Here is a 14158-nt window from a genome sequence, read left to right on the forward strand (position 1 = left end):
TTCCCACCGTGAGGCTATCCGCCCCGCCCCGGACAGCGTCCCCGAACATCCCCCTCGCGGCGGCAAGACCAGTCCCGCCGTCGTGTCCCACGACACGTGTCGAGTTGGACGATTCTCCTGCGGGTCGGGCCGATGACACGCACACTGGTCGAGGTCTTTTGCACAACTACGGGAGAAGCAACACCACATGAAGCGCATCATCACCGGGCTCGCCACCCTCGCTGCCATCGTGACGCTCAGCGTCGCACCAGCCGTCCTCGTCGGGTCGTCGGCGGAAGCCGCCAGCGGCACCCCGGGCTGCATCACCAAGTCGGAGTTCCGCAAGGTCACCAAGAAGACCACGATCAAGAAGGCTCGTCGGATCATCGGCGCCAAGGGACGCCTGTCGTACTCCAACTCCTACTCGGACGGAGACGCGTCCCGCAGCTACGACTTCCGCCAGTGCGGTCAACGGTGGAGCCTCTCCTCGGTCTCGTTGGACTTCGAGAAGACCGAGCGTCGGGTGTGGGTCTCCGACTGGTACTGCTACGACGGCGAGTGCGAGGACTGGGGCGGCTACGAGACCAAGTACGTCAAGCCCTTCATCGTCACCGGCAAGTACGCCTACTGGTTCTAGTCAGACTGGCTACTTCTGGTCAGACTGGCAAGCACCGGGTCGCTCAGGGAGCCTCAGCCCAAGTAGGCGTCCGCCAGCAGGTCGACGGAGCGCAACCGCTCCTCGACACGGGTGCCCTGGTGGGCCACGATCAGCTCGTCGGCACCGGTCTCCTCGGCGAACTGGTTGACCTGCTTCTGGATGACGTCAGGAGTGCCGACCGCGCTGTAGGTCATCATCTGGTGCAGGTGCTGCGCCTGTGGTGACTCCAGCAGGACGTCGGCCTGCTCGTCGGTGTACGGCGTGCCCGGGCGCAGGATCAGCGCGACCCGGCTGCGCAGGACTTCCTGCCGCTGGCGCTCCGCATCGGCCTGGTCGTCGGAAGCGATGACGTTGTAGCCCGCCATGACGTGGGGTTCGTCGAGCTGCTGCGAGGGCTTGAACTCGCGGCGGTAGAGCTCGATCGCCTGGTGCAGCGCGGCCGGCGCGAAGTGTGAGGCGAAGGCGTAGGGCAGCCCCAGGGCAGCCGCCAGTCCGGCACCGAACAAGGAGGACCCGAGGATGTGCAGCGGGACGTCGGTGCCCTTGCCCGGGTAGGCGTCGATGCCCGGGATCAGCGACTCGCCGCGCAGGTAGCCCTGCAGTTCGAGGACGTCCTGCGGGAAGGTGTCGGACGAGGTGTTGTCACGCCGCAGCGCCCGCATCGTGTTCTGGTCACTGCCCGGCGCACGGCCCAGGCCGAGGTCGATCCGGCCGGGGTGCAGGGACTCGAGCGTGCCGAACTGCTCGGCGATCGTCAGCGGCGAGTGGTTGGGCAGCATGACACCCCCGGCGCCGAGCCGGATGGTCGTCGTGTGGGCCGCCACGTGGGCGATGAGCACCGACGTCGCCGAGGACGCGATCCGCGCCATGTTGTGGTGCTCGGCGTACCAGACCCGTGCGTAGCCTGACTCCTCCGCCTTCTGGGCCAGGGCCACCGTGCCGGCCAGCGCTTCACCGACCGGTTGGTCGCGGGCCACGGTGGCGAGGTCGAGGATCGAGACCGGGAGGGGCATGCGGCACCTTTCAGCGAGGGTACGGCGCACAACCGGCGCCGTCGTCTCTCGGGACAACCCCACCGGCAACGCATTTCATCCCACTGCTCAGCTGGCCCTGTCTACCTCGACGATGCGGTGGGAGCACGAGGCGGCGTACGCCAGCAGCGTGTCCTTCTCCGCCCGGTCCACGGTCAGCCCCCAGCGGACCTTCACCGCCACCCACTCCGTGACGTAGCGACACTTCGCCCGGGCGGGCATCCACTCGGCGGGATCGCGGTCGCTCTTCGAGCGGTTGGACGACGCGGTGACCGCCACGAGGGAACGATCGTCACCGAGATCGTTGGCGAACCGCTCGCGCTTGGCTGCCGTCCAGTCGCGACCACCGGAGTCCCAGTTCTCCGCCAACGGCACCAGGTGGTCGATGTCGAAGTCGCTGGGGTTCGTGGTCGTCCGGCCGTCGTAGTAGGAACGCCACTTCCCGGTCTGCACCGTGCAGTTGTCGTTCCAGGTCGCCTCGGCGCGGGTCTCAGCGAGGAGCACCTCGGCGCGGGTGTTGAAGCAGTCCGAGTCGGCATCCGTCCAGTGCTTGTACGCCGACCGGTCGTAGCCGGTCCGGTTCTCCGTCGCGACGTCCAGGCGCCGGGTCCGGGCGACCAGCGACTTCAGGTGCGGCCGCACGTCCACGACCACTCGCGCACGGTCCCGGCGACCGTGCTTGTCCGTCACGCTGTAGACGATCCGGTGCCTGCCCACCTCCGTGTCGCGCGGCCGGATGCTGAGCTTGCGCCCGTTGCGCACGTCGGCGCGCAGCCGGGCAGGCGCCTTCACGATCCGCACCCGCGCCACCCGCTTGTGGGCCACGGAGTCATTGGCGAGGGGCCTGACGACGACTTCGGTGCCGGCCCGCACCTCCACCCGGTCCTTGACCGCCTCCGGAGCACTCCCGTGCGCCCGGGCAGGAGCCTGCCACCCGACCAGCGCGAGCCCCAGGAGGAGCACCACCACGGCGCGACTCGACCGATTCACCTGATGCCCCACCGACGACCTCACCACCCTCGACCCGATCCTGCGCCCATCATCGCGGACCGTTGCCCGCCTTCGGCCCATCTCGAGACATTCGGCACGTCACCGCGGTCGCAACTGTCGAAATCGGCCGACCCCGTTCGTGGAACAGGTGAGACCAACCAACCGGCGCCATGGAGATGTCGCCACCGATTCCCGAGGAGAGGGCCGAGATGCTCACCATCGAAGAAGACCGGGGCACCTACACCGGACGCCTCCACCCGCACAACGGCTACTACGCCGGCGACTTCAGCCGCCGCTCGAAGAACGGCGCCACCGGGCGCTCGGCGATGACCGGCTCCGGCCTCGGCACCCGGACTGCAACATGGGGTTCCGCCCCGAGTGACCCTGCCGCCTGACTGATCCGCCGCCTGACTGATCCGCCGCCTGACTGATCCGCCGCCTGACTGACCCGCCGCCCGACTGACCTGCCGCCCGGCTGACCTGCCGCCCGACTGACCCCGGCTCGCGGGGAAGTCGCGGGGGCAGGACCTGGAGTCCCGGCGCGAAACCGTCTCGCGCGGGGACGGGTCGGACCGGCGGATGTCAGCGCCTCGCCTCCTGGAACCGCTGTCGCCCCTCGTCGAGGTCGACGATCGGCTCGGGGTAGTCGAGGCCCGCCCTCACCTCGGCGGGCAGCTTCCAGGGCGTGTGCACGGCCGGGCCCTCGATCGTGGCGAGCTCGGGCACGTGGCGTCGGACGTAGTCACCAGAGGGGTCGAACCGCTCCGCCTGGCGCAACGGGTTGAGCACCCGGTTCGGCCGCGAGTCGGTGCCCGTGCCAGCCACCCACTGCCAGTTGAGCTGGTTGTTGGCGACGTCGCCGTCGACGAGGTGGTGCATGAAGTGCCGGGCGCCCTCGCGCCAGTCGAGGTAGAGCGTCTTGGTCAGGAAGCTGCCGACAACGAGCCGACCACGGTTGTGCATCCAGCCCTCGGTCCGCAACTGGCGCATCGCGGCGTCCACGATCGGGTAGCCCGTGGCCCCGGCGGCCCAGGCAGCAAGATCGTCAGGGTCGTCGCGCCACCGATCACCGTGGCCGCGGTAGTCCCGGACGCCGGCCTCCGGGCGAGCGGCGAGCACCTGCAGGTGGAAGTCGCGCCAGGAGAGCTGTCGCACCAATGCCTCGGCGCCGCGCGAGCGTCCTGCCTTCGCGATCAGCTCCACGGGTGAGATGCAGCCGAAGTGCAGGTAGGGCGAGAGCCGGGAGGTGTCGTCGGCGGCGAGGTCGTCGTGGTGGTCGTCGTACGCCGTGACGGAGGTGCGCAACCAGGCGTGCATGCGCCGGCGCCCCTCCCGCTCGCCTCCCGGAGGGAGGTGGGTCGCCCGGTCACCGGCGCAGAGCGTGTCGGCCGCCGCGATCCGGCCAGGGCTGGTCAGCGCAGGCTTCACGGCCGACCTCGGCGCGAGGGTGCGCGGCGCGTCGAGGACCGGACGTCTCGGCCGGTCCGCCCATCGGCGGTGGAACGGCGTGAAGACCGCGAAGTGGTCCTTCCCACCGGGCACGACCACCCCCGGCGGCACGGCGACCAGCGTCTCGTCGTGCACCACCAGCTCCACCGGCAGAGCCTCCTCGAGCGAGGCACGACGGCGCTGCGCGTGCGCGCTCCAGTCCCCGGAGACGTGGACCACGTCGGCCCCGGTCTTCGCGACCACGGCGGCCACCTCGGTGGCCGTGTCACCGCGACTGACTTGCAGTCCGTCGCACCCGCGCTGGCGCAGGGACGCGTCGAGGTCGTGCAGGCAGTCGACGAGGAACGTGGCCCGGTTGGGAGCGAGGTACGGCGACTGCGTGATCGCGTCGTCGAGCACGAACAGCGGCACCACGCGTTCGGCATCGGCGACGGCGGCCGACAGGGTGGGGTTGTCGTGCACCCGGAGGTCACGGGTGAACAGCACGATCGCCGTGTGGGTGCGGGTCATCAGGCGACAGCCACCCCGTGCAGCGACTCGGGCGAGGTTGGATTCGCCGATCGAGCACATGCCCTGACCACCCCGAGGATCCACGGCACCGCGCGCATGCGAGCGGGATCGAAGCGCGATGCGGTGCGCCACACTTCCAGATAGCTGGCCCGCAGCAGCGCCTCGGCGTCGTGGGGGTCGAGGCACCTCGCCAGGTGGAAGGCCAAGACGCTGGTTGCGTCGTACAGCGCCGCGAAGGCGTCGCGGTCACCGGCGCCGACGCGCACAAGCAGCGTGTCGGCGTCGGCGACGCCGGTGCGGGTGGCGACGGCGGTGGCGAGGGCGGTGGCAGTGCCGGTGCCGGTGGCGGTGCGGGTGGCGGTGACCGTGTCACGAGGGTGGTGCATCACGAGTCTCCCTGCAGGACGGTTCGGGGTGGCTGGGGCTGCTGGTGACCGAGCTCTCCGCCGATGCGCCCGCCGTAGGGGCGGCCGTGGTCGGCGTACTCCTCGCGACTGAAGACCAACGTGGTGTCGCCGATGTCGACCCGACATCCGGTGCGCAGCAGCTGGCGATCGACGGTGGCCCCGTTGACCCGCACTCCGCCAGCGCGGGCGACGAGCACCAGCTCGTCGGCCTCGTCGTGCACGACCTCGGCGTGCAGTGCCGCCAGACCCTCGATCCGCAGGTCGCAGTCGTCGCCGGAGCCGATGGTGGTGACCCCGTCGCGCAGCCAGGTCACCCGCTGGGAGACACCGACGAGCCGCGGCTGCTCTGCCAGCACCAGCCGGGGCTGGCCCCCGCGCGCCACGTCGTGGGTGGTCGTGATGACCCGCTTGGGCCGGCGCTGGAAGGTCGGCGCGATCGGGAGGAGTGTGGCCGGCGGCACCAGGGCCCGATCGGGAAGGACAGCTCCTCGACCCCGCGGTCGCAGGCGGGCCCGGCCCGGCGCAACCAGGCTGCGCAGGCTGCCCAGGCGGATGTGGCGCGAACCCGTCAGGCGACGGTGCCACCACGAGGCGCGGACGTCGCCAATCCTCAGCAGGATGGACTTTCCGTCGGTGACGTCGAGCCGGATCCCCCGGCGGCACAACGCATCGGCCAGCTCGGCCAAGGACGCCGCGTCACCCGGCGAGGCGAAGACCTCCGGGCGGTCGACCTCGAGGGTCAGGCTCCGCCCACTGCCGCGCAGGTGCCCGCGGGCGGACCCGCCATCCGGCAGGTCGACGGTGACCCGGAGGTCGGCACTGATCTGGAGCCGGCGGCTCATGTCAGGCCGATCGTGGCGAGGCTGCTCGGGGCGAGGCCGGCCGGGCCGACGCGCGGTCATCGGTGGTCACCCGCAAGGTTCCGTTCAGTCGCCAGGTTGCCCGGGGAGCGTTCTGCCCCGTGTCTCGCGGGATCTCCACCTCCATCTCCTGGAACTCGTAGTTGATCGCTGCCTCACGGCCCGTGAGGAACGACCACATGCGCATGCCGAGCTCGGTCCAGTCGACGACCTCGGTGGGTGCCGCACCACCTGCGACCTGCTGAGTGTTCTGACTCATCACCGCTCCTAAGTTGAACATCTTCCTAAACACTTTGTTTAGGTTTAGGATCTTAGGGTGCACCCGACCACCGAACAAGCGCAAGCCCCCGACCCCAGCTCCACGAACGGCGGCTCCAGGAACGAGAGCCCCACCAACGACAGCCCCACCAGCGGCACCCTGACGATCGGCGAGCTGGCCGAGCAGACCGGGCTGAGCCCGGCGACGCTGCGCATGTGGGAGTCGCGGCACGGGTTCCCGGCCCCCCAGCGCCTGCCGAGCGGCCATCGCCGCTACCCGGTCGAGACGGTCGACCGGGTGCGAGCGGTGATGGCCCGACAGGCCGCGGGTGTCCGCCTCGAGGCCGCGATCAACCAGTCCGGCGACAGGTCGATCCCGCGGACGCTGTCGGTCCATGCCGAGCTGAGGCGCACCGAGCCGCACGTGGCCCCCCTGCTCCTGCGCAAGGCCACGCTGGTCGCGCTCTCCCACGCCATCGAGGACGAGTGTGTGGCGCAGGGCGAGCGCACCGTGCTGTTCGGGGCGTTCCAGCACGAACGCCACCTGCGTGCCTCGCTGCCCCGGTGGGAGGACCTGGCCCGCACCGGTCGGGCCACCTTCGTCTTCACCGGCGGGCCACACTCCACCGCCGCCACAGACGTCGGCCCTGCCTCCGACTTCGACCCCGACTCCGACCCCGACTCCGACCCCGACTCCGACTCCGACGCCCACGCGTCGGTCAGCCAGTCCCGACTCACCCACGTGACACTGCCCGAGGATGCGCCGATGCTGCGCGAGTGGAGCCTGATCTGTGAGGGCGTCGCCCAGCCGATCGCTCTGTCCGCGTGGGAGCTCCCCGGCCAGGACGGCGTCCCCGACCGGGAGCGCAAGTTCGAGACGGTGTGGACCCTCGATCCGGTGGCAGTGCGCCACGCAGCGCTCACCTGTGCCGACGTGGCCACACATGCCGGCGTGCCGACCGCTCGCAACGTGCTCGACCAGCTCGACACACCGACCGGACCGCACGGCGGTGACGCGGCGGCCGCGACGCGACTGTTCCTCCGGGTGGTCGGCTACATCGAGCACCAGCTCCGCGACTGAAGCACCAGCTCCGCGACTGGCCCGCTCAGGATTCCCCGCTCAGGATTCCCCGCTCAGGACAGGTGGCCGCATGCTCTTGACCGGGCGGTCAATCAAGGAGCACTCTGGAGGGAGGCACCCGCCTGTCGACGACGGGTCAACGGAAAGCGAGGAATCAATCATGAAGAAGTGGACTCGATGGCAGGACTGGGTGGCGCTGGCAGCCGGCGTCTACGCCCTGCTCTCCCCCATCTGGACCAACACCGAGACCAGGGCCACCTGGACGATGGTGGTCCTGGGCGCAGCCGTCGCCGTGGTCGCCCTGTGGTCGCTGGCGATGCCCGGCGATCAGATCGCCGACTACGCCCTCATCCTCATGGGCGTGCTCCTGTTCATCTCCCCGTGGGTGATGGACTTCGCCACGAGGGACAACCTGGCCATGACCGCCTGGATCACCGGTGCGATCACCGCCGTCGCCGGCGTGCTGGCCATGCCCCAGATCGAGAAGAGGATGCACCCGCACCACAGGACGATCACCCACTAGTCCGGTCACGTGACGCCGGAGGGCGGACAGTCCGGGTGCTGACGCTCGGCCCCGCCCTCCGCGTTCCTGCCACTCCCCAGATTCGGAGCCCGATGCCCACCCATGACCGTCGCACCCGCATCCTCGACGCTGCCGAGGAGCTCTTCGCCGTGGACGGCTTCGACGCGACGCCGACGGCCCGCGTGGCCGAGGCGGCCGAGGTGCCGAAGGGACTCGTCTTCTACTACTTCCCCCACAAGATCGACCTGCTCCTGACGCTGCTGAAGGAACGCTTGCCGACGCCGACGAAGGAGTCCGTCGCAGACGTCGTACGCCGTGGTGACCCGGCCGGTTCGCTGCTGGCCGTGCACCGCAGCCTCGGTTTGGAGGACCACGACTCGCTGGTGCTGCGCACGATCATCTTCCGTGAGAGCGGCACGCATCCGGAGGTGCGCGACCACCTGCGCCAGCTGCGCCGCTCGCTGGTCGACCTGACCGAGTCCGCGCTGGACCAGGCCGTCGAGTGGACCGTGGCGAAGAAGCTGCTGCGCCAGGGCGCCGAGACCTTTGTCGCGGTGATGCTCGACCACGCCAACGCCCGCCGGGCCGGCGGCGCGCTTCCGGACATGAAGGGCGCCGCCGCCGTCGTGGCGTTGGCGGTCGGCACGCCGGCCCCGGCCTGATCACGACGGCACACCCGTCCACGGGCACTGTGGGCCGCGGACACTGTGGGCCGCGGACACTGTGGGCTGCGGGCACTGTGGGTCGCGGGCACTGTGGGCCGCGGACACTGTGGGCCGCGGACCCGGATGATGCGCTTCCCACGCGGGATGCGTGCTGGTGCTCCACCGCGTTGAACAAACGTTCATTCAAAACGTCCTTTGAATGAACGTTTGTTCAACCGAGCCGGCGATGGGTTGGAAGGGGCCGCCCGGCGACCTGCCCTTCGAGCCGGCGATGGGTTGGAAGGGGCCACCCGGCGACCTGCCCTTCGAGCCGTCCCTCGAGCCTCCGGCGGTTCGAGGGACGGCCTGCATGACAACCGGGGCGGGCGCCGGCGCGTCCTCCAGTCAACTCCTACGGGTGAGGTGCACCGATGACGTTCCGCTCTGATCACGCTGGCCGCGCCGTGCTCGCGGACCCTCCTGTCGCCACGCGGAGGGCGCGCTCAGCCACGTGCGTCCTCCTGGCCTTGACGGTCATGGCCGCGCTCGGGTCCGCCTGCGGGAAGGACCCCACCACCAGCGGCCCGCCGTCCAACGCCGCTGAGGACGCACCAGCACAAGGCACCACGTCGACCAAGGACGCTGCAGACACATCAGCACAGGGCACCACGTCGACCAAAGGCGCTGAGGACGCACCAGCGCAGGGCGGGACGGCACTTCCTGAACACGTGCGACCACAGCAAGGACGTGGCTCGGGCGAACCCGTCGTGCTGACCGACGTCCGGGTCACGCGTCACAGGAACGACGACCGGATCGTGCTGGAGTTCTCCGGCACCGGCACTCCGGGCTGGAACGTCGAGTACGTCGACGAGGCCCTCCTCGAGGGCAGCGGTGAGACCGTCGACCTCGAGGGCACCTCGACCCTGCAGGTCTCCGCCTCCAACACGACGTGGCCGGCGTCCGACTACTACAGCGGACCCACGCGGCTGTGCGGCACGGACGCCATCCCCGCCGTGCACGTCGCCGGCACGTTCGAGGGCTACACCCAGGTGCTCGCCGGGCTCGACGGCGTCCGGCCGTTCCGGGTGCACAGCCTCACCCGACCGGCCCGGCTGGTGATCGACATCGGAGACTGACGCGACGTCATCACTCCGGCGTCGCACCGCTCGAGTCCCTGAGGCGATCGGGTGGACGGCCGCGGACCGGACCAGCTCATGACCGTCCGGCCCTCAGCCGGTCCCGCACCAGTGCCGGGTCAGGGTTCGTGGTCGGGCGACCGTCGATCAGGACCGTCGGGACCGTCTCGTTGCCGTCGTTGACGCTGCGGACGAACGCTGCAGCCTCCGGGTCCTGCCAGATGTTGACCCAGGTCGCCCGGCGCCCACCGCGCCCCAGACGAAACCGCAGCCGCGCACAATAGGCACAGCCCGGTCGCCAGTAGATCACCACTGCCCGCTCGGACGCCGGCAGCCGCTCGACCTCTGCATGCTTGGCGTCTCCACCGAACCGCCACGGGCTGAGCCACCAGGAGTACGCCAGCCCCAGGGCGCCGTACACCACGGCCAGGGCGATCGAGCCGTCCCGCGCGGCATCGACCACGAGCATGCCCGTCACTGCGAGCACCAGGAGCCAGAGCCAGCGCATGTCAGACAGGATCTCACGTCTGATCAGAGCCGGACCCCGACTCGAGCCCGGACCTGGACCCGAACCGGCCCCGGACTCAGGGCACCGACGGCACGGCGCAGGTCATGCCCGGTGTGTAGATCCCGTAGCCACGCCCCTCGGGGTCCATCTTCATGCCGACGTAGTTCTTGTAGAACGCGACGTGGCCCGCGAAGCCGGTGTGCACGTGCATCTGGTCGGTGGGGCTGTCGTACTCGGAATAGGTGCCCAGCAGGGCCGCGCGCACGGGTTGGCGGGTGGCGTCCGCGAGGAGCGCGGCGAAGCACGAGGCGTTGGCCGCGCAGAAGGCGTACTTGAGGAACTTGAACTTCGTCGTGATGGTCGAGCGTGAGGGGAACGGTGAACCCAGGACGGGGATCAGCCACTTGTCGAGGTAGTCGACATCGTCCTTGACCACCTTGTCCAGGGTCAGCACCGTGTCGTCGCCGGTCCCGCTCGAGGAGTACGCCTTGGCACCCTCCATCGCCCACAGGGCGTGGTGGATCACGCGAGGAAACGCGCAGCCCCACAACCAGGAGTACCCGTCACTCGCGAAGGCGTCCCTCATCAGCTTCAGGGCCGCGGCGTCCTGCGTGGGTGCGACGAAGTCGTACTGACCGCGCGAGTCCTTGTCGCTCGGGTCGCGCTGCGTCGGTCCGAGGGTCACCGTGATCGAGGTCGGCGCCCCGCCAGTGGCAGGCACGGGGACGCTCGGACTGCGGTTGTCCCAGCTGTTCACGAGGATCAGCCCGCCCATCCAGCCGTGGCCGAAGAAGCTCAGCTCCTGCAGGGTCCCCGGCTCGGTCACGCCGATGTCACGGACCGCCGCATAGACGTCGGTGATCGACATGACGCCCCATTGACCAGGCTTGAAGGCCGTGTGCGTCGCCCCGCTGGCATCGGTGAACGTGCCGTAGCTCGCCCGGCCGACCGGGTCGAGCGTGCGTACGACGGTCGCCGTCTCGACCTGCTTCCCGCCCGGGTAGGTGACCTCGATCTTCGTGACCTTGCCACCACGCACGTCCATCATCAGGAACCGCAGGTCAGCCTTCTTGGTGTTCTGGCGGGTGAGGTACTTGCGCCGGTTCGTGGCCAGCAGCTGGAAGTCGACCCCGGCGAACTCCCAGTCCACCGCCGCCACGATGATGTGGTTGCGCATCGGACCTCCTAGTTGGACGGCTGCCAGTCGTCGCCGACCTTGGCCCAGGTGGGCAGCGAGTCGTCAGGCCGCAGCTTGGAGAGCGTGGTCGGGAGTCGGACCAGCCAGGGTTCGCCGACGGGCACCTCGTTGCCCGGTGCGCCGGTCGCCTCCTGGATCTCCTTGACGATCGGCACGTAGAGCGAGCTCGAGATGTCCGGCGGCGGCCCGCCGTTCCAGATCTCGCCGGTCTCCAGGTAGTGAACGACGGCAGCCTCGAACCCCGGCCGCACCGGGAACACCACTCGGCCGGCGCCGGCGCGCAGGAAGTCGGCAAACGTCGGGTCGACGTCGTCGAGCAGCAGGTGGTGCGACCACGCCGGCTTCCAGCCCCAGAAGTAGGGGTAGAAGAAGTAGACGAGGTGCTCCCACTCGAAGGCCTGCTCGAAGAAACGGACGTAGGGCATCTGCGCCTCGCTGCGTGCCAGGTTGGGCTGCGGGTAGCCCTCCGCCGAGACCTCCAGTGCGCCGAAGGCGTCGAACTGCTGGGCGGTGAGCAGTGACAGGCACTGCTTGCGCAGCTCGGAGGTGATGATGCGCGAGTTCCACAGCGGGTTGCGACCAGAGATGACGACGCCTGCGGCAGCCGCTGCCTCAGCGAGCTTGCTCTCGTAGCCCTGCTGCTTGGTGAGGAAGCCCTGGGTGAGCGCTGCGTGCGTCTTCAGCTGCCAGGCCGTCATCGCGCGCTGGGTGCGCTCGCAGAAGATCTCGACGGTGGCTGCGAAGTCACGCAGCTTCCACCCGAAGGTCGAGATCGAGACCGATCCGACCTCGTCGGCCATGTCGACGTACGTCGAGTCGGTGAACACGTTGAGGCCGTTGTTCCCGATCAGGAGGTACCACGATGCGCCGGGGTAGGTGTTCCAGGCAGCCGTCCACAGTGCGTAGCGCGCGACGTACCCCTCGTCGATGACGATGTCGGCGGACTTGCTGAACTCGTAGGGGTCCTGCGGCACCGTGCCGTCGAGCGCCTTGCTCAACGTCTTCACGGGCGGTGGCGGCGCCTCGATCCCGGTCACGTCGTACTGACGTGCCCAGTAGGCGTAGTTGCCCTCGGTCACCTGGGTCGGAGTGAGGGTGAACGGCACCGGAGGCTTGATGGTCTCGTGCTCGAGCTTGCCCTTGGTCTCCGCGACCATGAACGCCGTGCCGGGCTCGGGCAGCGTGACGTCGAAGAGCATCCGCTTGCCGTAGTTGTAGACCTGCGCCTGGAGCACCTTGTCCACCCATTGGTAGACGCCCGAGATGTTGCCGTCCCCGTCGGTGTTGTCGAAGCCGTGGGAGTACTTCTCCTCGAACTCGTTGAGCGTGGTCGTCGACCTTCGCTCGAGCACCCGCTCGACGACCTTGCTGACCGACCGGGAGACCACGTCCTTGCTGAACTCCGAGGCCTGCTTGGTCGACTCCTCCGAGGAGTGGTTGGTGGCGAAGTCGGCGTTGGCCTTCACCTCGACGAACGGGCCGTACTTCGCGGTGACGGCCAGCCCCGCCTTGAACTGCGTGTCGGCCTTGATCGTCGAGCTGGTCTCCCGACGCAGCGAGAAGCGGTCGGTCGACTGGGTGTCCCGCTCCTCCTCCTTGCTGGTCTCCGACTCGGTGAGGATGGTGGTCTCGGTGCGCTCCAGGCGACGCGTGTCGCGGCTGAGGTGCTCCGACTTGAGGACGTTCTCGACGTGGGCGAGCTCGCCGCCCTCGTAGCGCAGCACGTGCTCCTTGACGAGCAGTAGGTCGCCGATGCCGACGGGCCGGATCGACCCGTGGCCCTGCGGCATGCCGGCGGACGGCGAGCCGACGAGCTCGTCGGCGTCCGACTCGGCCGCCAGGGAGCTGCCCAGCTTCGAGACCACGCTCACCTTCGACGGCTTCTCCGACAGCGACGACAGCTTCGCGCCACGGGCTTCGTCCAACGTACGCAGCATCACCGGCAGCGGCGTGCTGGACGTCTCCACCGAGAGCGAACGCAGGGTGCCCTGCACGGTGGCCGGCAGCTCGCGCGCGGCCTGCGCGTCGATCACCCACGGCACCCGTGGCGACACCGACCCGGGTTCGCTGCCGTCGCGCGCGACGTCGCGGTGCTCGCGCACCTCGGTCTCGCGCTCGGTGGCCGCTTCGCGGACGGTCTCCCCCAGCGGACGGCGTCGCTGTGGTTCGGTCTCGAAGACCGACGCCGGGAGCGACTTCAAGGTCGTGATCACCTCGTCGATGCGTGCGACCTGCGCGCGGATCTCCTTGTCGCGGTCGTCGTCACGCTGGTCGTCACGGTCCTCATCACGCTCGTCGTCACGCCCGTCGTCACGGTCCTCATCACGGTGGTCGCCGCGCTCGTCGTCGCGCTCGTGGTCGGGCTCGGGTTCGGGACGGGTCTCGTCACCATCCCGTCCGGTCGGCTCGTCCGGCAGCACCAGGGGTCGTACGCCGATCACGTCCACGCCGTCGGCGACCCGGGCCATGACGTCGAGGCCCTGGGCGACGACCGCCAGCGCACGCGTGTCCGTGCCCGACGACCCGGACACCACCTTGGTGGCGACGAGGGTGTCCTCGACGCGCTGCCGGTAGGTCCCGAACTCCGCCTCCGCGACGGTGTCCGCTGCGCTGCGACCCGTGGTGGCCTGGACGAGCGCGTCGGCGTCGGCGTTCGAGAGCCGGTCGACCCCGAGCGCGTCGGCGACCGACCGCGCCGCGACGCCGAGGGGCGAGTCGGTGACACGGCGTACCGCGTCGTCGGACTGGAGGAACGCCGCGGCCTCGCGCCGCAGCCGGCCGCCCGAGACCCCGAGGTCGAGCGACTTGGCAGTCAGAGTGTGGATGTCCTCGTCGGCGGGCAGGTCCGCCGGACGCATGACCATGAATCGGAAAAGCTCGTTCATCCGTGCTCACGTCCCTTGCTGGTTCCGGGCCTTTGCTGACG

General features: G+C 69.6%; 15 protein-coding genes. 6 read left to right on the plus strand and 9 right to left on the minus strand.

The window, feature by feature from the left end; all coding sequences use genetic code 11:
• Positions 1-187: 187 nt before the first annotated feature.
• Entirely contained in the window at positions 188-616 is a 429-nt protein-coding gene (locus tag ncot_RS11500) for a hypothetical protein (RefSeq protein WP_168617731.1), read from the plus strand.
• A 53-nt stretch (positions 617-669) separates the two neighbouring features.
• Here the strand turns inward: ncot_RS11500 and ncot_RS11505 are convergent, their stop codons facing one another.
• Together ncot_RS11505 and ncot_RS11510 are read right to left on the minus strand one after the other, a co-directional pair.
• A complete protein-coding gene (locus ncot_RS11505; RefSeq protein ID WP_168617732.1) occupies positions 670-1650 on the minus strand; it encodes an LLM class flavin-dependent oxidoreductase in 981 nt (326 codons plus the stop codon).
• Positions 1651-1737: 87 nt separating this feature from the next.
• Entirely contained in the window at positions 1738-2637 is a 900-nt protein-coding gene (locus ncot_RS11510) for an HNH endonuclease family protein (RefSeq protein ID WP_206064946.1), read from the minus strand.
• A 230-nt stretch (positions 2638-2867) separates the two neighbouring features.
• Here ncot_RS11510 and ncot_RS11515 point away from each other — a divergent pair, with 230 nt between their 5' ends.
• Entirely contained in the window at positions 2868-3053 is a 186-nt protein-coding gene (locus ncot_RS11515; RefSeq protein WP_168617734.1) for a hypothetical protein, read from the plus strand.
• A gap of 187 nt (positions 3054-3240) precedes the next feature.
• Here the strand turns inward: ncot_RS11515 and ncot_RS11520 are convergent, their stop codons facing one another.
• The 4 genes from ncot_RS11520 to ncot_RS11535 are packed head-to-tail and all read right to left on the minus strand — an operon-like array spanning position 3241 to position 6143.
• On the minus strand, positions 3241-4617 hold the full coding sequence (locus ncot_RS11520) for a deoxyribodipyrimidine photo-lyase (RefSeq protein WP_168617735.1): 1377 nt from the start codon (positions 4615-4617) through the stop codon (positions 3241-3243).
• Positions 4617-5003: a hypothetical protein gene (locus tag ncot_RS11525; protein ID WP_168617736.1), complete on the minus strand. Its 387-nt coding sequence runs from the start codon at positions 5001-5003 to the stop codon at positions 4617-4619. The genes ncot_RS11520 and ncot_RS11525 overlap by 1 nt, the downstream gene beginning before the upstream one ends.
• On the minus strand, positions 5003-5866 hold the full coding sequence (locus ncot_RS11530) for an FHA domain-containing protein (protein ID WP_168617737.1): 864 nt from the start codon (positions 5864-5866) through the stop codon (positions 5003-5005). Before ncot_RS11530 ends, ncot_RS11525 begins: the two co-directional genes overlap by 1 nt.
• 1 nt (position 5867) lies before the next feature.
• Positions 5868-6143, minus strand: coding sequence for a hypothetical protein (locus tag ncot_RS11535; protein WP_168617738.1), 276 nt, complete (start codon positions 6141-6143; stop codon positions 5868-5870).
• 57 nt (positions 6144-6200) lie between these two features.
• On the opposite strand from ncot_RS11535, the gene ncot_RS11540 reads away from it, so the two are divergent.
• The 4 genes from ncot_RS11540 to ncot_RS11555 all read left to right on the plus strand — a co-directional run bounded on the left by ncot_RS11540 (position 6201) and on the right by ncot_RS11555 (position 9526).
• Positions 6201-7223: a DICT sensory domain-containing protein gene (locus ncot_RS11540; protein ID WP_168617739.1), complete on the plus strand. Its 1023-nt coding sequence runs from the start codon at positions 6201-6203 to the stop codon at positions 7221-7223.
• Between the two features lie 160 nt (positions 7224-7383).
• On the plus strand, positions 7384-7746 hold the full coding sequence (locus ncot_RS11545) for an SPW repeat protein (protein WP_168617740.1): 363 nt from the start codon (positions 7384-7386) through the stop codon (positions 7744-7746).
• Between the two features lie 92 nt (positions 7747-7838).
• Complete coding sequence (locus ncot_RS11550) at positions 7839-8408, plus strand: TetR/AcrR family transcriptional regulator (RefSeq protein WP_168617741.1); 570 nt, start codon at positions 7839-7841, stop codon at positions 8406-8408.
• 710 nt (positions 8409-9118) lie between these two features.
• Positions 9119-9526 (plus strand): hypothetical protein, encoded by a 408-nt coding sequence (locus tag ncot_RS11555; protein ID WP_168617742.1) that lies wholly within the window; start codon positions 9119-9121, stop codon positions 9524-9526.
• 76 nt (positions 9527-9602) lie between these two features.
• On the opposite strand, the gene ncot_RS11560 is transcribed toward ncot_RS11555, so the two are convergent.
• The 3 genes from ncot_RS11560 to ncot_RS11570 all read right to left on the minus strand — a co-directional run bounded on the left by ncot_RS11560 (position 9603) and on the right by ncot_RS11570 (position 14117).
• Positions 9603-10034 (minus strand): glutaredoxin domain-containing protein, encoded by a 432-nt coding sequence (locus ncot_RS11560; RefSeq protein ID WP_168617743.1) that lies wholly within the window; start codon positions 10032-10034, stop codon positions 9603-9605.
• 76 nt (positions 10035-10110) lie between these two features.
• Positions 10111-11211, minus strand: a complete 1101-nt coding sequence (locus ncot_RS11565) for a hypothetical protein (RefSeq protein WP_168617744.1) — start codon at positions 11209-11211, stop codon at positions 10111-10113.
• Positions 11212-11219: 8 nt separating this feature from the next.
• Positions 11220-14117 (minus strand): hypothetical protein, encoded by a 2898-nt coding sequence (locus ncot_RS11570; RefSeq protein WP_168617745.1) that lies wholly within the window; start codon positions 14115-14117, stop codon positions 11220-11222.
• Between the last annotated feature and the right edge of the window lie 41 nt (positions 14118-14158).

Source organism: Nocardioides sp. JQ2195 (assembly GCF_012272695.1).
Lineage (GTDB): Bacteria > Actinomycetota > Actinomycetes > Propionibacteriales > Nocardioidaceae > Nocardioides.

What these genes read in the sequence shown, in the direction of transcription:
- ncot_RS11500 (WP_168617731.1), top strand. Translation starts at nt 188, where the DNA reads ATGAAGCGCATCATCACCGGGCTCGCCACCCTCGCTGCCATCGTGACG.
- ncot_RS11505 (WP_168617732.1), bottom strand. Translation starts at nt 1,650, where the DNA reads ATGCCCCTCCCGGTCTCGATCCTCGACCTCGCCACCGTGGCCCGCGAC.
- ncot_RS11515 (WP_168617734.1), top strand. Translation starts at nt 2,868, where the DNA reads ATGCTCACCATCGAAGAAGACCGGGGCACCTACACCGGACGCCTCCAC.
- ncot_RS11520 (WP_168617735.1), bottom strand. Translation starts at nt 4,617, where the DNA reads ATGACCCGCACCCACACGGCGATCGTGCTGTTCACCCGTGACCTCCGG.
- ncot_RS11525 (WP_168617736.1), bottom strand. Translation starts at nt 5,003, where the DNA reads ATGCACCACCCTCGTGACACGGTCACCGCCACCCGCACCGCCACCGGC.
- ncot_RS11530 (WP_168617737.1), bottom strand. Translation starts at nt 5,866, where the DNA reads ATGAGCCGCCGGCTCCAGATCAGTGCCGACCTCCGGGTCACCGTCGAC.
- ncot_RS11535 (WP_168617738.1), bottom strand. Translation starts at nt 6,143, where the DNA reads ATGAGTCAGAACACTCAGCAGGTCGCAGGTGGTGCGGCACCCACCGAG.
- ncot_RS11545 (WP_168617740.1), top strand. Translation starts at nt 7,384, where the DNA reads ATGAAGAAGTGGACTCGATGGCAGGACTGGGTGGCGCTGGCAGCCGGC.
- ncot_RS11550 (WP_168617741.1), top strand. Translation starts at nt 7,839, where the DNA reads ATGCCCACCCATGACCGTCGCACCCGCATCCTCGACGCTGCCGAGGAG.
- ncot_RS11560 (WP_168617743.1), bottom strand. Translation starts at nt 10,034, where the DNA reads ATGCGCTGGCTCTGGCTCCTGGTGCTCGCAGTGACGGGCATGCTCGTG.
- ncot_RS11565 (WP_168617744.1), bottom strand. Translation starts at nt 11,211, where the DNA reads ATGCGCAACCACATCATCGTGGCGGCGGTGGACTGGGAGTTCGCCGGG.
- ncot_RS11570 (WP_168617745.1), bottom strand. Translation starts at nt 14,117, where the DNA reads ATGAACGAGCTTTTCCGATTCATGGTCATGCGTCCGGCGGACCTGCCC.